The sequence below is a fragment of the Pseudoalteromonas sp. S2755 genome (assembly GCF_005886535.1).
Classification (GTDB): Bacteria; Pseudomonadota; Gammaproteobacteria; order Enterobacterales; family Alteromonadaceae; genus Pseudoalteromonas.
Genome location: NZ_PNDS01000107.1, coordinates 32406 through 52174 on the forward strand (window position 1 = coordinate 32406; position 19769 = coordinate 52174).

Below are 19769 nucleotides of genomic sequence, written 5' to 3' on the forward strand. Positions count from 1 at the left end.
CGCGGTGGACTAGCTAGAAATTAGGATTTTAATAAATAAAAAACCCCGCATGGCGGGGTTTGGATACAACATGTAAAGGTTGTCCTAATTAAACGCATTTGCGTCAACAAGAACTCGGTACGAAACGAGCTATGGTTTTGTTTTTAAAGCTCTTAAATAATGTTACTGGTTAAATATGACAAGTATATTAACAACCTAGTAACCTACTGAAGTATTTGGATATATTTTTATATATAGACCAACTATACACAAAGTTACAGAACTTAGTCCATGAAATAATGAATTAGTGGGAAAAAATATCTCGAAGATTGATAAAGATCAAAAAAGCCAAGGCGACCTTGGCTTTGGTTAAAGCTTAGTTGTTCTTTAGAACTCGTAGCTGTAGCTCAGGCTAACAGAGGTACCGACATCTTTTTGTCGCACCACTACGTCAGATTGAGTTACTTCTTGATCTTCATTTAGCAAGTTCTTGACTTTAAATTTAACTTTAGAGTTAAAGTCAGGATACCAAGTATATACTAGGTCAAGTGAGTGGAATGGTTGCTCATAAGCATCATCTCTACCGCCGATCCCTGAAGCCAAAATACGCTCACCAAAGACGTTATACACTAATGAACCACTGTGTTGACCATCAGCCGAGTCATAGTTTAATTGCATATTAACTACATACTCTGAGTGACCCGTCATACGCTTCGTTGGGTTGGTTAAGTTACCAGCACGAGCAGGATCTATCGATACTTCAGAATCACTCAGGGTGATGTTACCTGACGTAAAGAAGCCACTTGCAAGACCCGATAAGTCGTATAACCATTCGGCTTCAATACCGTAGACTTCACCTTCCTCACCGTTTACGAAGGTTGCTGTATAGTCTTCATCACCAACGCGCAAGATAGTTTCTATTGGCGCTGTAATATCTTTATAGAATGCCGCAACTGAGAAGTTATCGCCATTATCCATATAGTATTCAAAGCGCGCGTCATAGTTTTTCAGGTCGCTACTCTTAAGGCCAGCTACACCGAAGGTGCGGATATCGGTTAATGGATCATAGTAGGCAACCGGTACTAACTCACGTAAGTCTGGACGTACAGTGGTTTCACCATAACCAAAACGTACTTGATAGTTACCGTCTGAAAGGTACGTTAGCGATAGTGCGTTAAAGAAGTTATCTTCGTTAACGGTACCGGCTAAAATACGCTCCTCGTCGTAAATCGTTTCCATCGTTATGCGGTCGAAGATTAGACTCGATGTTGCAAGTGACACTTGTTTAAAGTCTTCGTAACGAATACCACCACTAATACGCCAAGTATTGTCGAAGAAGATATCAAATTCACCATAGCCCGCATCAATCTTTTGAGCCGCGATATAATCGTCTGCCGCTGGTGCTTGAGGTTCGTTGAAGGTCAACAAGAAAGTGTTGTTGTTCAAAAATTCATCGTCAAGATAACCCGATAATCCATAGATCTCAGATTCATCGAAGTTTACTGGGATGGATATGCCACTTTTGTTATTTACAACGAAGTTACTGGTATTGTAAACACGCGCTCTATCCATAAAGTCATAACCACCTTTAAGGGTAATTTCTATGCCCTCGAAGGTTAACGGTAAGGTGACATTGCCGCTGTAAGACTTAACGTTGTCTTCCATGTCTGTAAAAGCGTACGTTATACGGTTATCATCACCGGTAACGATGGAGTTTTTATAAGAACCGTCTTCGTTATAGTTATCAATAAACTTAAAGTCGATTTCTGTTGGAATATCGGTTTGCGCTTTTGACTCTGTATACTGCCAGTCAAAGCCAATCCCCCAATAATCGAGGAACGTGTGTTGACCAATCACTTGGTCGATATCCAATGTGCGTTCTTCGTAATCAAACTGATGTGAACGTTGTGCCGCGCCTGTTCCCGCGATAGTTCTAACGGTACTACCGTTAGGGCTTTGTAACACGGAAAACTCTGATTCGGTTTCGTTATCTTCGAGATAAATCTTAGAATAAGTAATGCTATGCTGATCTAAGCGGTAACCGATATTGAATACACCATTTAGGCGTTCAGTCTCAGTCGTTACTTTAGATTCTTTAAGTGTCACATAACAGGAATTGGCTGTGTCTTCTGCGGTTTCTAGTTTTGAAGTACAGTTTTCAGCTAATGTGTCGTCAATAACGCCCGTCGTGCGGTCGCTATAATTCCAATCGTTGTCATAGGAACCCGCAAGCATAAAGCCTACCGTGCCGCCTAACCAATCTTCTTGGAAACTATTGCCAATGTTGGCTTTTACATCAAAGTTTGGATCTAGGGACTCTTCTTTGACTTGAATATCGCGAGGAAGTGATGACACAAAACCTTTGATCACGTCAATTGCTTGATCCGCACGTGTTAGCCCGTCTTTATCCTTGAAACCGTTTTTGTCTACAACTTCACCGATGTCAAAGTTACCACGATATCTTACAACTGCATCTTGTAGTACTTGAGGTATACCTTCCGTGGTTCCGCTGTAGGTAAAGCCTTTATCAGAATTAAAGTTTTGGCCAATACCTACCTCAATACCCGCGGTGAACTCCGATGGTACAGACTTAGTACGGATATCGATGTTACCACCACCGAATGCAGCAGGCATTGACGGAGAATAAGCTTTTTGTACCGCTAGACTTTCAATAATGCTCGCTGGAAAAATATCGAGTGGAATAACGTTTCGGGTTAAGTCCGGGCTCGGTACTGCGGCACCATTCAGGCGAGCACTTGAGTAACGCTCACCTAGACCACGAACATAGATAAACTTGCCATCAACTAACGTAAGACCGGTAACACGACGTAGCGCGGATGCTGCATCACTATCACCTGTTCTAGATAGCTGCTCTGCGCCTAAGATATCCGCAACGAAGGCTTGGTTTTTACGTTCTTCAATTACCGCCGCAGCACTACCTTGCAAACGAGTACCTACCGCAACAACTTCTTCGATTGCCTGTTCTTCTTCTGCAACGCTTGGTAGAGAAGTTGCGACTGTGAGTGCCGTACTGATGGCTAAAGCAACTTTTTTAAATTTCATTTGAGTATCCATATGCAATCCTGCCAAAAATCATAAAAAAGGCGCAATGACTGCGCCTTAATTGTAATAACTAAGGTCATTACGGATAATTAGTCAGCGTTTGAAGCCTCAATTGCTTTCTTAACCCACTGATACCATTCAGAAGATGTATCTTTATCAGATACCGCACCAATGTAATCAACAGTCGTGAAGAAGTTATCATTTAGGCTGCTTAGGTCGTTTGCTTCTACAGTGATAGCGGTAGAGCTTGAATTTGTTGAGAAGCCGTCTGCTGCAAGTACGTCAGCTGCACCGTTTAGAATTTGGTTAGAACCTGCGTTAACAAACCAGTCTTCTTTACCTTCACCTGCAGGTAATGGCTCAGAACCATTTTTAAAGTTCGCTGCACAAGCAAGTACAGAGCTTACATAATTAAGCGTATCAGCTTCAGCGTTTGCCGCTGCATCTGGGTCTTTGAATTCTAGACATTCGGTGCCATTTGAAGCTTCAGCTTTTACGATTAGCGTGTTGTAGTACATACCACGGATTGCATCGTCAAACTTCATACCTTGTGATGCACCATTGTCGCGAATAGAGTTACCATCAGTTGTTAATACAGTTACGTTCGCAAAGTTAAGCGTAGATGCCGGTGCTTGACTATAATCAGGACCTGCTGCTTTTTCACCATCGGTTTCAAAACCGTTATTACCCATGAAGCCTTCTGTACCAGCTGGGATCAGTACCGCGTCGCCGTTATCATCAGCATAAGTAACGTCACGCTTTGTTTGAATCGTACCGTGTTTAACAACAATAAACTGACCTTTACCCTGCCATCCCGCATCAACGTCGATACCATCATCTTGAGTATCTGTTACTACGATATTTTTGATGTTTGCAGCACCACCGAAGAATTCGATACCATCGTCAAAACCTTGGTGAATGTGAAGGAATTCGAAGCTTGAACCAGAACCCACAGCATTTAGTGTTAGTGAGTTTAAGTCGTCCCCAGGGCCGCCATCACGAGGACCAGAACCTGCATACCAAATGTGCGCATATTTGATTTGACCGCTGCTATCTGCATTGTTTTTACCGCCATAGTAGCTTGTTACACCTTCAGAATCTGCATTACAAAGGTTGCCATCGCGCTCTGCATCAGTACATTCGTTTGTGATACCAAAACCGTTAACCATGATACCACCCCAGTCAGCAAACTGTGGACCGATACCTGCTAGGTTAAATGCGTCAAATTCTGCTGCTGAAGTGAAACGAATTGGCTCAGCTGCAGTACCAACTGCGTTGATTTTCGCACCACGCGCGATACGAACCACTGACTCACCAGAAGTGAATGCCATTACTGCACCTGGCTCTACAGTTAGTGTTGGACCGTTTGCCTCGATTGTACAACCTGTTGATGTGTTACAATCTTTACCGATTAAAAGTGCACCTTTGAATACGTGAGCGCCACCATTCTCAAGTTTTTTGAATGTCACATCAGCTTGTACTTCTAGTGATTTAGAAGCAAAGTCAGTGCCGTATACACAGTGTGGTGCTTGGAACGTACCTTGAACTTCAGTGCTTCCTACAGCGCGAGTTGTACAAGGGTTAGTTGTGCCAGTATCGCCACCTGTATCACCGCCCGAATCGCCATTGTTTGTTGTATTGTTTGAATTGTTAGTGCTGTTATCGTTTACAGTAGGTGTAACTTCGATGTCACCACCACAACCAGTAAGTGCCATAGCAGCGACGATTGCAGAGACTCTGAAGAGGTTTTTTAGTTCCATTGCTAACTCCAATAGTAGACTTTTAAAAAATTATTTTTTTACTGTGTTTAAATGATGTGACTAAATTAATGGGGCTTTATTACACGAAGATTACACAAAATGATTGTAATTAAATCTTAACAATAAAAATTTTAACTTTTAAAAATAAAAAAGCCGCCCGAAGGCGGCTTTGGTGTTGCGATTATAAAATATTATAATAAAGCTTGTTTTAATGTTTCAGCATGAACTTTTTCTCGCTTCACATATTTAATCCATTGTTTAGCAAGGTTTGCCGATTTTTTGTGCTTTTCAGCTTGTTCGAATGCCAATATAGAAGCATCAAAGTTTTGCAGGTTAAACTGTGCCATTCCAAGTGCTACATAGGCGTTAGACTCAAACGTTAAATCGCCTTTATTGAGAGCAATTCGAGCGTGATCTGCGGCTTCATCATACTTTTCAAGATTTAAGTAGATCTCTGCAAGTCTCTGATCTAAATTGCCATGTTCAACTTTTTCAGTTGCTGCTAGGAAGAAAGGTAGTGACTTTTTATCTTCTCTTGCTTGAACGAAAGCTTCTGCGATAAAAGTTAGGTTTTTGGCGCTGTCTTCAACGACACCTGCTTTTATTCCGTTATCGAGTGCTTCCGCTGCTTTAAAAGGCAAGGCGTTCATTAAATAGACTTGAGCAAGTTGCATATAATCCGACTTTGATTTTATAAAGCCTCTTTGCTTCGCAGTTTCAAATGTTGCAAGCTGTTTTTTCTCCGCACCTATTTCACCGTACATACCCCCAAGCTGGATCCAGTATTGTGGTTTGTCATAAAGAGTAACCATTTTCTCTAAAACATCCGCTACTTTTTTCGGCTGATTTAATGAGTAATATATCGCACGTTGAAGAACTAACCAGTTTTCTTTTGGTAGTTCACCGTCGGCTTCAACCAAATCAATAGCAGTATTTATATTTTTTATCGCATCATTATATTTTTTTAGTTGATATTGCGCTTGCGATTTTAAAATATAAAAGTTACTTTTCGGGGCCTGCGTATTAACTTCTTTCCACTGATCAAGGAATGATAATGTACTTTCAAAATCATTATTTGCCATGGCCAATTGAGCCAAACTAAATGTCGTAGAAAGACGCAGGGACTCAGGAATAGATTCTTCAGCAATAACTGCTTTGAAAGATTCTATGGCCTTGTCGAGCTTGTTCTCGTTGTAATAAATAAAACCATAGAAGTTATACATCATGGCTATTTCATAACTGTTCATGCTTGATGAACGCTCTTTGACTGAATCAAGCGCTGCTAAGCCTTCAGTTACTTGACCGTCGTCTGCGAGTTTTTGTGCGCGAGCTAGTTGGCTATACACTTTTTCGCGTAATGCAGGCACTCGCTTGGTTTTCGTTTCTGAGTCAGCATAAGCCGTTGCCAAATTAACATTTGGTAAGACTGAAATGAGACTTGGCATTATTAACCCTGTGCTAAATAATGCACTTAATAAAGTAATCTTTTTAAACATTTTCATAATCGCAATCCTTAATGACGGTTAGCCATTAATTTGAAATGAAATCTTATTTTGAACACCCGCAACTTCAACCGGTTCACCGTTTACTACACGAGGTTTGTATTTAAATTTCAATGCCGCATCAAGCGCTGCTTGGTCGAAGATTGATTCCGGTTCCGCGCTTACTACAACAGGGTTTCTCACAGTACCTTGTTTAGTTACAATGAACTCAACAATCACATACCCCTCAATTCCGCGTGATAACGCACGTCTTGGATATACCGGCGCAACTTTCACGATTGGCAGGTATTCACCATCACTGGACTCAAGCGCCAAACCACCCGCCAAATCTACGTCAGCGTCCACATTGGCACTGAAATCAAAGTTGCCGCCTGTTGCGTCAAGATTGTTGTTCTGTGTCTGCGGTGCATCCATTGGCGGAGGCGGCTCTTTAGGTGTTGGTGGCTTTTGTGGCTTACGCTCTTTTTTCTCCACCGTCTCTTCTTTTTTAAGACGGACGAAATCTAGTACTTGTCCTTTTACAGGATCTGTCATTGCTCCTTCCCCTCCTTGGATAAGCGCTTGCATACCCAAGAAAAGGAAAAAGGTAACTATGCCTGCAATTACTAAAGCAATTAAGTAACGCATGGTATGTTCCTATGACTCCTGTGCGGCAATCGAAACATCAAATGCGCCAGCTGCGCGTGATGCATCCATTACTTTAATTAGTGTGTCAGTAGTTGCCTTTTTATCAGCTTGAATAACCACACTACCCTGCGGATTCTCTGCTTTAAGACGTTCGATGTTTGCTTGAACTGCACGGATGTCTACTTGGCGTTTGTTAATCCAAATTTCACCAGTATCTGAAATTGCAACCAGGATATTGGCTCTTTGCTTTTTCACTGCGGTGGCCGCTTCTGGGCGGTTAACATCAATACCCGCTTCTTTAACGAAAGAGGCCGTTACAATAAAGAAGATAAGCATGATAAATACAACGTCCAGCATTGGCGTCATGTTGATTTCTTCTGCTTCTTCTTCTTGGAATACTTTTGCAAGTGGTGCTCTCATAATTCTTTCCTCACACGACCGATTAATGGTCTAGTAGCATTTTATCTTCTAACAACTCAACTTCACGCTTGGCTTTACGCTGAAGGTAGGTCGATGCAAATACGCCCGAAAGCGCGCCAACCATGCCTGCCATTGTCGGGATAGTTGCTTTTGATACCCCAGATGCCATAGAGCGTGCACTGCCTGAACCGGTGATCGCCATGACATCAAATACTTCAATCATGCCGGTTACCGTACCTAGGAGTCCTAGTAAAGGACACAGTGCCACCATGACATTGATGTAGGGTAAGTTGGCGTTGAGTTTGATCCCCACGCGAGAGATAGTTGCTTGTCTTATCTGCTCTGCGTTCCAACTGTTACGCTCATTTCGAGAGTTCCAAGCTTGTAAGACTTCGTTTTTGTAGCCTCTGTATTTACCGAACACAAACATGAAGCGCTCGAGAATAAGTAGCCACATGGCGAAGGTTACGAAGCCGATGACCAGGAGAACCTGGCCACCTGTATCAAGGAATTCACGTAAAGCGTTAATTGCATCAAGCAATAAAACCACGATTACGCTCCTTTCTCGCTACGCTCTGCAATGATCCCCGCGCTCTGCTCTTGAAGAATAAGGAGCAAGTTACGAGAACGTGTGTTTAGTAGTGTATAAAGGAATACGGTTGGGATAGCGACAACCAGACCAAGTACGGTGGTCACAAGGGCCTGAGAAATACCACCAGCCATGAGTTTAGGGTCGCCCGTGCCAAACAAGGTGATAGCTTGGAAGGTGTTGATCATACCGGTCACTGTACCGAGTAGACCAAGTAGCGGTGCTACGACTGAAATAATTTTGATTAAAGTCAGGTTACGAGTGATCTTTGGCATCTCACGAAGGATTGCTTCGCTTAACTTCAGTTCTAGCGTGTCATAAGCCACATCTGGATATTGCTCTTTCACTTTCATCACACGACCTAATGGGTTGTCGTCACGGGCAACGCTATCTTTAAGCTGACGGTTGATTTTAGAGCCCATCAACATGAGCGATACAAAACGCTCAATCGCAATAAGTAGTGCCAGTAAACCAACACCTAGGATCACATAACCTACCGCGCCACCTTGGTGTACTTGTTCTTCGGTATTTGGCGCTTGCACTAGTAGACCTAGAATTGAACCGCCTGTTGGGTCAAGGGCAAAATCGACAGAACCGGTCTTCGCATTTTGTAATTCTCCCGCTGTTGAGGTGAAACGAGACGCTGGCTGACGAGTCAGTTCAGAGAGAGTTTGTGTGTCGTTGTTGTAAGTCAGGTATTTACCATCTGCGATTAAGTTGAATGCACCGACGCGAAGCACTTCTTTGTTTTGTTTGGCACCACCGGCTACGATAACTTCGGTATTAAAGCGCGACACTTTACCTTGCTCTGTCATTTCACGCTGCATTTCAAACCAGACTTTTTCAATGTCTTCGATTGATGCTAGACGCGATGTTGAGCCCATCTTTTTCGCAAGCTCAGTCATGTAATCATCACGACCTTTAATTTCAGCTGACACAACTGAAGTTGCGAACTTATTTGAACTATCGCCAGCTACTTGTTGAAGCACACCGAATAGCTCTTTTAATGTACCCATACGCTTGCTAAGGGTGTCACTTAGGTTGGCCAGTTTAATTTCGTTTTCTTCGAAATTAGTTTCTAGACGCTCTGATTTAGCCAACGCTTGGTTACGTTCACCCGTTAACGCATTCAACATTTGGATTTGGTTGTTTTGCTGCGCTTTGAATTCGGCTTCACGTTGTTTGTTTTGCGCTGTTTGTGCCGTTTGACCTTGCTCTAAGGTTTTAAGTAGTGAATCTAAATCTAATGCTTGTTCAGCATGCGCAGATGCGGTTAACGCAAGGGTTGTTGCAAAAATAGCGTGTTTAGTGAATTGTTGTACGAATTTCATAGTGGTGTCACCTATTACTCTGCAGCCTGAACTGGAAGCGTTAACATGTCTGGTGCTAACTGCTTACGTGCGATGCGAATGCCTTTATTGATTTGGCTGATGTTGGTATCTGGTAATGCCTCAAAAGCGTTACTGTCTTTGTTCCAAAAACCAGCTTGGCTGCCATCTTTTGTGACATAAAGTAGCTCAAGACGACCAATTCGTAGGAAATCTACTTCACGTTCTTGTCCATTCACGTCAAGCAATGAGGTGTAAGCTTCGATAGTACGTCCGTAGTCCACTTCAACTTGGTAAGCTTCAAGTACGCGGCGGAACTTTTCGCTTGATGAAATATCAGCACGGTCCATCAAGTTCGTTAACTGAGTACTACGCTCAGCACGCTCTTTGGGAAGGAATGGCACATCTAATTCAACGAACTGTTTCAGACCAGTGATCATGCGCATCATGAGAGGTGTGATTTGACGCTCGATCACCGAAACCTGATCCATAGAGGTGTTAATTGCTGCCATTTCTTCAAGTTGGTTTTTGATTTGTTTTTCTAATTGAGCGTTATAAACAGATAAGCCGTCGATTTCTTTGTTCAACGTCTTGAACTTTTGCAAACGAGACTGCATATCATCTGCTATACCATCGATTTTCCCTTGAGACTTTAATGCAGATTCATTGATAGCTGCACTTTTGTCCATCGCTTGATTTAATTCTGTTGCTCCGGCAGAGGCCGTTGCTAGCATACCTGCTATAAGCAAGTGGTTAACGCACTTCATCGCATACACCTTATAAATTATTGCTAGTTGCTAAAAAACTGGGTGCAGTCTAATTACGAAAAATGACAACCATGTTGCGCAACTAATACACAAATGTGACAGCTGTCATTGAAATTACATTAATCAGTTAACTTATTGGTTTTAATGGAATTTTGTTGGTTAATGAGATGTTGCAGGTGTTTTGTGTCATAAAAGGATCACAAAAAAGCCGCTTTTGTTAAGCGGCTTTTAAGCTCTAGTGAGATGGCGTTAGACTCTAAATTTGAGCACCATTTGTTCTAATTCGTCGAACTGTAGTTTCAATGACTTACACTCTTCAAGGGTTGCGGTTAGGTTATTGCTGCCTTGCAGGCTGAGGTCACTAATATGATGAATGTCGCTATCTAATGTTTGGATAACGGTGTTTTGCTGGTGGGTGGCGCTGGCAACTGCATGGTTAACGCCGTCTATGGCATCAATCGAATTGCTCACTTCTTGCATTTTAGTACCTGAAGCATTGGCTCTATCGGCGCTTCTTGCTGAGTCTTCTAAACTCGCTTTCATTACGGCCACAGCTGAAGCAGAACCTTGTTGTAATTGTGCAATGGTACTTTCGATTTCTTGCGTTGACTCTTGCGTGCGCTGTGCTAATTGCCTTACTTCGTCGGCAACGACGGCGAATCCACGTCCAGCCTCACCAGCCCTAGCGGCTTCAATGGCAGCATTTAACGCTAGTAAGTTGGTCTGTTCGCTAACTCCTTTAATCACCTCAAGTACTTGCCCTATGCTGCCTGAGAGTTTATCCAATCCATCCAGCGTGTCTTGTGCTTGAGACATTTTTTGTGTCAGTGAAGCGATTTCTTCGATATTTTGAGTGAGTGAATGTTGGCTTTCAACAGAAAGCTTGTTGGCGTTACTAGCAAGTTCTGAAGCATGGGTTGCATTGTTTGAGATCTCTTGTGCACTTGAAGAAAGCTCGTTGATGGCTGTCGCGACGCTATCGGTGCGCTTTGACTGATCTGTATACATAGATAAGGTATCTTGCGTTTGCGCAACCAAACTATTCACCACGTTTTCAAGTGTTACCGTAGTATTTTTTACCTGCGTAATAGAAGCATGAATTTTGTCGATAAATTGGTTGAAATAATCGGATAACTCGCCAAATTCGTCTTGGTTTTCTACGACTAATCTACGAGTAAGGTCACCTTCACCTTGGGCAATGTCTTTGATGGCAGCGTTGAGATTGTACATCGGGCGCATCAGATACTTGAGCAATAGTTGCAGCATCACCACAATGGCAATCACGCCAAGTAGCATATAGATAGCCGCCATATTTCTAAAAGAAGATACGGACGAATAGGCAATTTCTTTATTAATGACAACGCCAAGATACCAGTCGACATTTTTAATGCCTTTCATTTTTACAAATGAAACGAGCTTTTCAGTACCATCAATTTCAAGTTCTGTAAAATCCCGGGTTAGTTTAAGACGTTCACCAAACAGCTCTGACATCGGCTTGTCATTCAGTTTAGTATCTGGATGACTGAGTATTTTCCCGCTTTCATCAAGTAAAAAACCGTAACCAAACCCTAAGAAGTCAATTTCATTGATAATTTCTGTGATGGTTGACATGTCTATGTCCCCCCCTGCAACACCTGCAAAACGGCCTCCTTGTTTCACCGGTACAACGGCAGAAATAGTGAATTCGTTGGTGGTAACGTCGATATAAGGTGCGGTAAATGCGGTATCTTGTTTTTGCTCCGCGAGCTTGTACCAAGGGCGGCTAGTCGCATCAAAATCAGCAGGAAGTTGGATACTTGGATCGTCCAACACAAATGTACCATCTGGCGTGCCAATAAAAACGTTTTTGAAATCCCCCGCAGTGTCTGCGGTTTTTAACCGTCTTCTTATCTGTTCAGTGGAGTCATCAGCTCTATGTCCATCAGCAATTGAGACCACGATTTCAAGTCTGTCATTGAGCCAATTGGCGATATTCTGTGAAACCGAGCTGGAAATCTCTTGTAAAACCAAGGTAAGCCGAGCTTGAGTTTGGTCTCGCATAACGAGAAAGTTGTTTACGGTAAATAAGCCGAGCACAATCACTAACACAAGGGAGGCTGCTACGGTTACTTTAGTGGTGAACTTTAGCGCTTTAAACATCATGATCCTGTTGAACTTGTTCTTTTCTTCAGTCAAACAATAAACTTGTTGGCCGATTGTTATTAATAGATTTAGGAACTGGATTCCTTTGTAACTATTTTTATCAAAAACTCAGAGGTTTGTCTTTGATTATCGGCAGGAAATGAGAGAGGTTTAGAGTGAATGTTAAATAAAGGTGAGACTAAGCTCACCTTGCGTTAAAGTAACGACGCTTGATAATGCCGCCAAGCTGTGTCTAATTTAACACCTGCTGATTGCTCGAAGTATTGCCAATTCCACTTTATATCATCATGTGGGTCTAGCTGGGCATTGATTTCCTGAAGCAGGTCTCGATTACTTTGCTTTGATAACCAATTAATAAAGAAAGCAGTATTTTTATAGCCATCTTTATAGGTGCCCCCAGGCTTTTGGGTGTCATCTGGAATATACCCAGCTTTTAGCCTAACAACATCTGCTATTCCCTCAATAATAGGCCCTATTTCCTTGTAATTATGATCATCTAGCTGATAAGCATGGGCAATTTCATGATAGAGAATACCGATGAGTTCGTCGACGGATTCTATTTCGCTGTGCGATTTTGAAAAGTTTTCCATGTAATTTGCACTAATATGGATGATTGCACCGTTAAAATCGCCCTCTTTATATGCAACTCCTTTTAGGTCTTCAAAGACGATATGGAGTGTAGGTAGTTTAGGCGCGCTTTCCATATCCTTATACAGCAGTCTTGCTACGTTATAACTTATTTGCTCTATTACTTTGCTATCAATTTCTTGCCATGCAAAATGGTCAATTTTAGTTGTTTTACTGAGCGAGACGGCAGGCAGGGGAAATTGACGCCATGCTAAGTCTGACTGAAACGCGATCGGTTTTAATCGCGCTGCGGCACTATCGGCATCATTTGCAAGTGCAAACGGCGCACTTGCAAAGATGGTGATAGCGGCAAGAAACATTCCTGCTTTAACCATTATTTATACTCCGACAATGAAGGCGGTCTCTGCGCCTTGGATTGACCCCATGCCTTATTAGGCTTGTTAGACATTTGATACTCCAATGTACCGCCATTCATGATGTCGTTATGTGTGATATAACTGCGATTAAGTGGTTTGCCATTTAATTTAATGGATTTTACGTATTTATTCTCGTTACTGAAACCTTTCGCAACGGTTTTAAACGCTTTACCGTTTGCAAGTTTCAACGTAACTTCAGGCACCTGAGGCGCCCCAATCGCGTAGCTTAGGTCGCCTGGCGCAACAGGATAAAAGCCCATCGCTGAGAATATATACCAAGCAGACATCTGACCTACATCGTCATTACCTGCAAGGCCATCCGGTTTGTCTGAACTCAAGGTATCCATGATCTGACGAATGCGCTCTTGGGTTCTCCACGGTTTACCCGCGTAGTTATACAGATAGGCAATATGATGACTAGGTTCATTACCATGGGCATAGTTACCAATCAGACCTGCAATATCTTCGTGCTCTTTGATCATCTCTTCAGAAAGGTGGGTATCAAACAGTGCATCTAGACGCGCTTCAAATGCATCATCACCTCCCATTAATTCAATCAAGCCAGCGACATCGTGCGGTACATAGAAGCTATATTGCTTAGCGTTACCTTCGGTGTAAGGGCCCATATATTTTGCTTCAAATGGGTCAAATTCGGGATCCCAGTTTCCTTTTGAATCTAACCCTTGCATGTAACCGGTTTCTTTATTGAACACATTTTTATAGCTCATTGCACGGCGATAATAGTCTTTCGCTTTGCTGGTATTGCCCATCGCTTCGTACATTCTTGCAATGGCAAAATCATCGTAAGCATACTCAAGTGTGATGGAAACTGATTCAGGAAGTACGTCCATTGGTACATAGCCAAATTTCTTGTATTCTGGGATGGCGTCATACACTGGGTTGTTAGCCGTGTTTTCAATTGCTTCTACTGCTAAATCAATATCGTAATCTCTGATCCCTTTTAGATATGCATCAGCAATGACAGAAACCGCATGATAACCAATCATGGTCCATGTCTCGTGGGCATGGAACGACCAAATAGGTAACATTTTTTCATAGCTTTGTTGATAATGTACTAGCATAGATTGGATCATGCCGGATACGCGGTCTGGGTCGATATAAGTGAGTAATGGATGTAATGCACGATAGGTATCCCACAACGAGAATAAGGTATAGTGCTCGAAGCCTTTGCCGTCGTGAATTTCACCATCAACGCCTCGATACTGACCGTTGACATCTTGGTAGATATTAGGCGCTTGCAGTGCGTGATAGAGCGCAGTGTAGAACTGCCGCTTTTGTGCTTTGGTCCCTTCCACGTCGACTTTATCTAAATAATTTGCCCACTGAGACTTGGCATGTTCGCGAACGTTGTCAAAATCCCAATCTGGCACTTCAGTTTTAAGATTCTCTAATGCATTTTTGCGGCTAACTGCGGAAAGTCCAACCTTAACCAGTAGCGGCGTTTCGTCTAGCTTATCAAAGCTTGCAACAAACTTAACTGCTTTACCCGCTGTCATTTTTACTGCGGTATTCTCAATCGTAGAGTGTTTGCTATCTTTTCCTAAACAATTCATACAACGATAACGATTATTGTCTAGATTATAAAATTGAAAGTCATCGATAGGTTTTGAGAATTCAATGGCAAAATACATTTGGCGGTTACGTGCCCAGCCATTAGTTGCACGGTAAGCAACCAATGTGGTGTCGTTTATTTTGCGGATGTCGCTCCAAATCACTTTGTTCTCAAAGTTATAAATAGCTGAGGTCAAATCAAGCAATACATGACCTTGTTTTGCTTTGTTGAAGCTGTATTTATGCATACCCACTCGAGTGGTTGCGGTGACTTCGGCCTTCACATCATAGTCGAGTAACTCAACGCCGTAATAGCCAGGTTCTGACCACTCTTGGTCATGAGAAAAGCGCGAGCGATAACCTATGTCTGGATTTTCAGCGGTACCAGCATCGAGTTTTACTTCGCCAGTCATTGGCATGATCAGCAAGTCGCCAAGATCTGAGTGACCAGTACCAGAGAAATGCGTGTGGGAAAAACCAACAATAGTATGGTCATCGTAGTGGTAACCGGCGCAGCGCTTGTAGATTTCTGGTTGAGGGGAAACGCCGCGCATAGGGTTATCTGTATCTGGGCTTAATTGCACCATACCAAATGGGACGACCGCGCCTGGGAAGGTGTGGCCATCACCGCCAGTACCAATGAAGGTATCGACCCACTGTGTATTTGACTCAGTGGCGTGAACTGTTGCGCTTAACAACACACTTTGTGTGATTGCCAACGCCCAAGTTTTAGCTCGCATTACTCTCTCCTAGTTTTTGTTTTGAATTGGAGCGTTCCAATTTTATTTTATAATACCCTTTATGAATACGTATTCAATACTATGCGACGAAAAAACTATGCAATAAAAAAGGCGAGCTATGCTCGCCTTGTAAACTTTCGTTAACTTAATTCAGTTTTGCTTGCCACTTTTGCGCCAGCTTAACCACGTTTAACCCATACCATGCGATGTAAACATAACAAAGTAGTGGCACAATAAAGCTGATCTGAATATGGAATTTATCTGCAACCACGCCTTGAACGAGCGGCACTATAGCACCACCGACAATGGCTAAACATAGCCAGCCAGAACCTTTGCTGGTTAATGAACTCAAGCCTTCAATTGCCATTGAGAAGATTGTCGGGAACATGATTGAGTTAAACAAGCCAACCGCGAGCACGGCAATCATCGCAATGTTGCCACTGGTGCTCATGGTCAATGCTAGTAATAAAATAATAACAACCGAGTTGAAAGCCACTGCTTTTGAAGGTGCAATGGTCTTTAGCGCTGCAGAGCCGATAAAGCGCCCTACCATGGCACCACCCCAGTAGTAACCGATGAGTTTAGCAGCGGCATGCTCTTCAAGTCCTGCTATTTCAGGCTCTGCAAAGTAATTTACAAGGAAACTGCCAATTGCAACTTCTGCACCGACATAACAGAAGATGGCCACTACACCCATTACTAAATGTGGCGCCTCAATTAGGTTATGGTGTTTCGCTTTACAATCGACGGCTTCAGTATGCTCAGCAATAACGGGCAACTTTAAAAACGCGAATACCACAGCGATTGTAAGTAGCGCAGCGGCCAAAATAAGATAAGGTACCTTTACACCCTCTGCGCTTGCTGCAGCTTCAACGGTTAACGTACCGGCTGAGCCAAACAATAAAAAGCCACCCACGATCGGACCAATAGTGGTACCCAGTGAATTAAGCGCTTGCGCAAGGTTTAAACGACTTGATGCGGTGCGTGGATGACCGAGCGCTGCAACATAAGGATTCGCTGATACCTGCAAAACAGTGATGCCAGATGCAAGTACAAAAAGGGCTGAGAGAAAAATCCAATATTCGTGAACAACAACGGCAGGGTAAAACATGATGCAGCCAATCGATGCCACGATTAACCCCGTCAGTACGCCATTTTTATAGCCAAAGCGCTTGACCAAATACCCTGCAGGTAAAGAAATAATAAAGTAGGCACTAAAAAAGCAAAACTGTATTAGCATGGCTTCTGTGTAGTTAAGGTCAAATACGCCTTTTAGACGTGGGATGAGGACATCGTTTAAAACGGTAATAAATCCCCAAAGGAAAAAAAGCGTTGTCATTGCAATAAGCGGAAGTCGATAATTATTATTCTCGGTATTCCCGCTTGTGACGAAGGTTTGATTTGTATTTATTTCGCTCACAAGTGATACTCCAATCTGTTTTCACCTTGATTCTACACACTGTTACATGAAAATCACAAATGTTTTATTGGATCGTTCCATGTTTTATCTGCTAAAGTAACGAAAATGTTCAGCAGTAGGTTAAAAGTTAGATGAATTTTAGAACAACGCAATTTTTAGAAGCACACATTAAAAAGACGCTCAGCTTTTACGCACCAAATTGCGTGGATGAACGTGGTGGCTTTAATCACTTCTTCAAGGATAATGGCGAGATTTATGATGCGAACACGCGTCACTTAGTATCAAGTACACGCTTTGTCTTTAACTATGCTATGGCTTATGACTATTTTAAAAAACCAGCTGACTTAGATAAGGTTAAGCATGGTATCGATTATATAGAAACTGTCCATAGGCAGGAAAATGGCGGCTATGCGTGGTTGCTTGAAAATGGAAATGTTGTAGATGGCACTAACCATTGTTATGGCCTCGCCTTTGTTTTATTGGCTCATGCTAGTGCGTTGAAGGTTGGGTTATCAGACAGCAAGTCTGCAATTGAGCGAGTATGGCAGCTGTTAGAAGAGAAATATTTTGAGCCTGAGTTTGGACTCTACAAAGACGAATTCGATGCAGACTTTACTCATGCAGATAAGTACCGTGGGCAAAATGCCAATATGCATACCTGTGAAGCGCTAATAGCTTGCTTTGAAGCAACACTGGATGAAAAGTTTTTACAGCGTGCATATATGCTTGCCGACAATATGGTTAATCGTCAAGCTGCTAAGGCTGAAGGGCTGATTTGGGAGCACTATGATAATCAATGGCAAGTCGACCTTGAGTATAACAAAGACGATCCCAAACACTTATTCAGACCTTGGGGGTTTCAGCCAGGCCATCAAACTGAGTGGTCAAAATTATTATTGTTGATTAACCGTTACAAGCCAAATGCATGGCTTGTGGAAAAAGCCGTACACTTGTTTGATGAGTCATTAAAAGCAGCTTGGGATAGTGAATTTGGCGGAATTTGCTACGGCTTTGCGCCGGATAAGTCGATTTGTGATGATGACAAATACTTTTGGGTTCAGGCTGAGTCATTCGCTGCGGCTGCGCTACTAGCACTTGAAACCGGTGACGAAACATACTGGCAGTGGTACGACAGAATTTGGCAATATGCTTGGGATAACTTCGTCGACCATGAATACGGTGCTTGGTATCGTATTTTGAATAATAAAAATGAAAAGTACAGCGATGAAAAAAGCCCGGCGGGCAAAACCGATTATCACACTATGGGCGCGTGTTACGAAGTACTACGGTCAATGAAGTTAAAAGGCGAATAATATGGCACTTGTTTGTTTTGGTGAGGCGTTGATTGATTTTTTATCGGATGGCAAAACACCAGAGTCATTTACTAAATTTGCAGGCGGGGCGCCTGCAAATGTGGCGGTAGCTGCGGCAAAGCAAGGCGTTAATGCGTATTTTTGCGGCATGTTAGGCAAAGATATGTTCGGCCAGTTTTTAGCTGAGGAGTTACAGGCTAATGGCGTAAATACTCGTTACCTTGAGTATACAGATAAAGCTAAAACGGCATTAGCATTTGTCTCTCTTGATAAGCAAGGGGAAAGAAGCTTTAGTTTTTATCGGCCACCAGCGGCGGATTTGTTGTTCAGGCAAGCACACTTTTCTGAGGATATGTTTACAGCGCATTCTGTCTTACATATATGCAGTAACAGTCTCACTGAAGAAAATATTTATAAAACTACGGTTTATGCGCTTGAGCGTGCGCGAGCAAATAACATGCTTGTTAGTTTTGATATGAACCTCAGGTTGAACCTGTGGAGTTCGACTGCGCATATTCTTGATAGAGTTTGGCATTGTATCGCGTTAAGTGATGTTATTAAACTCTCTCGCGAAGAATTGGAATATCTGAACGCAAATAGCCATGCAGGTAAAACAGAAGCGCAAACCATAGCCGCAATTATGGATAAGCAAACTCAATTGTTACTAATAACCGACGGTGCAAACCCTGTTGAGATTTATCTACCAAATGATAGTGCTAAAGTCACTGCGCCAAATGTTGTCGCAGTGGATACCACGGCAGCGGGAGATGCGTTTGTCGGAGGGTTACTTGCTGAAATCATTCGAAAGTTTAAACCTACCCGAGATGCTGAGTTTGCCATCTCACTGGATGAGGCGAAAGATTTAGTCACGTATGCTGCGAAATGTGGTGCGTTTGCCGTTCAACGCTTTGGAGCATTTGCCGCTTTGCCGTCTAAAGGTGATATTGGCGAATAGAATACTTTTTCTAGGATAGATGCACGCTCTCTCGCAAGGCATTTATCCTAGGACTTGTTTCTTCAGTCGCTGTCGTTGTGAGGCCACTCTACAATATGCGCTTCAAAATCAGATTCTAAATCTACCTCCAGCTCAGAGGTCGCCTTACCAAAAATACTAATGCCCGCATCTATCATAGCTTGTTTGGAACCATTATTTCTAAGTGGATGCCAGCTTGCCAGTCCTCTGCCCTCATGAAGTCGTCGATAACTACAACTGTTTGGCATGAAAAAGATATCTTTGAGGTTTTCTTTGGTTAGCTGTACGCAAGAAGGTACTAGAACTTGTCTTTCGCTGTAGCGGCTACAACCACAGCTATTCTTATCGTTATATTGGCAAACAACATCGGTGTAGAGTAACTCTTCACCTTCGCGTAAAAAGTCGGTGCTCTCGAATAATTCACCTTCTTCATCGCTGTCGATAAAAGAGTGTAAACAGCATTTACCACAGCCATCACAAATCGCTTCCCACTCATCTCTAGTCATTTCTTCGAGTGTTTTTTCTTGCCAAAAGCTCATTACTTCGCCCCTTCATTACGCTTTTTTGCAC

15 protein-coding genes are annotated in these 19769 nt (G+C 42.6%); 2 read left to right on the forward strand and 13 right to left on the reverse strand.

Features of this window, described 5'->3' with window-relative positions:
- Positions 1-366: 366 nt before the first annotated feature.
- From CWC03_RS16810 to CWC03_RS16865, 12 genes are all read right to left on the reverse strand, one after another.
- The gene (locus tag CWC03_RS16810) at positions 367-3054 is read right to left on the reverse strand and encodes a TonB-dependent receptor domain-containing protein (RefSeq protein ID WP_138582864.1); all 2688 of its coding nucleotides are present in this window, start codon (positions 3052-3054) and stop codon (positions 367-369) included.
- Between the two features lie 77 nt (positions 3055-3131).
- Positions 3132-4802 carry a beta-helix domain-containing protein gene (locus CWC03_RS16815; protein WP_138582865.1) on the reverse strand — a complete coding sequence of 557 codons (1671 nt, stop codon included), beginning with the start codon at positions 4800-4802 and terminating at the stop codon, positions 3132-3134.
- 191 nt (positions 4803-4993) lie between these two features.
- Positions 4994-6304, reverse strand: a complete 1311-nt coding sequence (locus CWC03_RS16820; protein WP_138582866.1) for a tetratricopeptide repeat protein — start codon at positions 6302-6304, stop codon at positions 4994-4996.
- Between the two features lie 21 nt (positions 6305-6325).
- The gene (locus tag CWC03_RS16825) at positions 6326-6931 is read right to left on the reverse strand and encodes an energy transducer TonB (RefSeq protein ID WP_010378710.1); all 606 of its coding nucleotides are present in this window, start codon (positions 6929-6931) and stop codon (positions 6326-6328) included.
- Between the two features lie 9 nt (positions 6932-6940).
- Positions 6941-7351, reverse strand: a complete 411-nt coding sequence (locus CWC03_RS16830; protein ID WP_010378708.1) for an ExbD/TolR family protein — start codon at positions 7349-7351, stop codon at positions 6941-6943.
- Between the two features lie 22 nt (positions 7352-7373).
- Positions 7374-7901, reverse strand: coding sequence for a MotA/TolQ/ExbB proton channel family protein (locus CWC03_RS16835; RefSeq protein WP_010378705.1), 528 nt, complete (start codon positions 7899-7901; stop codon positions 7374-7376).
- Between the two features lie 2 nt (positions 7902-7903).
- On the reverse strand, positions 7904-9271 hold the full coding sequence (locus CWC03_RS16840; protein WP_138582867.1) for a MotA/TolQ/ExbB proton channel family protein: 1368 nt from the start codon (positions 9269-9271) through the stop codon (positions 7904-7906).
- Between the two features lie 14 nt (positions 9272-9285).
- Positions 9286-10035, reverse strand: a complete 750-nt coding sequence (locus CWC03_RS16845; RefSeq protein WP_138582868.1) for a DUF3450 domain-containing protein — start codon at positions 10033-10035, stop codon at positions 9286-9288.
- Positions 10036-10284: 249 nt separating this feature from the next.
- Positions 10285-12174, reverse strand: coding sequence for a methyl-accepting chemotaxis protein (locus tag CWC03_RS16850; RefSeq protein WP_138582869.1), 1890 nt, complete (start codon positions 12172-12174; stop codon positions 10285-10287).
- Positions 12175-12371: 197 nt separating this feature from the next.
- Complete coding sequence (locus tag CWC03_RS16855) at positions 12372-13139, reverse strand: basic secretory protein-like protein (RefSeq protein ID WP_138582870.1); 768 nt, start codon at positions 13137-13139, stop codon at positions 12372-12374.
- The gene (locus tag CWC03_RS16860; RefSeq protein WP_138582871.1) at positions 13139-15493 is read right to left on the reverse strand and encodes a GH92 family glycosyl hydrolase; all 2355 of its coding nucleotides are present in this window, start codon (positions 15491-15493) and stop codon (positions 13139-13141) included. The genes CWC03_RS16855 and CWC03_RS16860 overlap by 1 nt, the downstream gene beginning before the upstream one ends.
- Positions 15494-15638: 145 nt before the next feature.
- On the reverse strand, positions 15639-16913 hold the full coding sequence (locus CWC03_RS16865) for a sugar MFS transporter (RefSeq protein ID WP_138582872.1): 1275 nt from the start codon (positions 16911-16913) through the stop codon (positions 15639-15641).
- A 131-nt stretch (positions 16914-17044) separates the two neighbouring features.
- Here CWC03_RS16865 and CWC03_RS16870 point away from each other — a divergent pair, with 131 nt between their 5' ends.
- Both CWC03_RS16870 and CWC03_RS16875 read left to right on the forward strand, forming a co-directional pair.
- A complete protein-coding gene (locus tag CWC03_RS16870; protein ID WP_138582873.1) occupies positions 17045-18226 on the forward strand; it encodes an AGE family epimerase/isomerase in 1182 nt (393 codons plus the stop codon).
- Between the two features lies 1 nt (position 18227).
- Positions 18228-19181, forward strand: coding sequence for a carbohydrate kinase family protein (locus tag CWC03_RS16875; protein ID WP_138582874.1), 954 nt, complete (start codon positions 18228-18230; stop codon positions 19179-19181).
- A 62-nt stretch (positions 19182-19243) separates the two neighbouring features.
- Here CWC03_RS16875 and CWC03_RS16880 read toward each other — a convergent pair whose 3' ends face one another.
- A complete protein-coding gene (locus CWC03_RS16880) occupies positions 19244-19738 on the reverse strand; it encodes a YcgN family cysteine cluster protein (protein WP_138582875.1) in 495 nt (164 codons plus the stop codon).
- Positions 19739-19769: the final 31 nt, after the last annotated feature.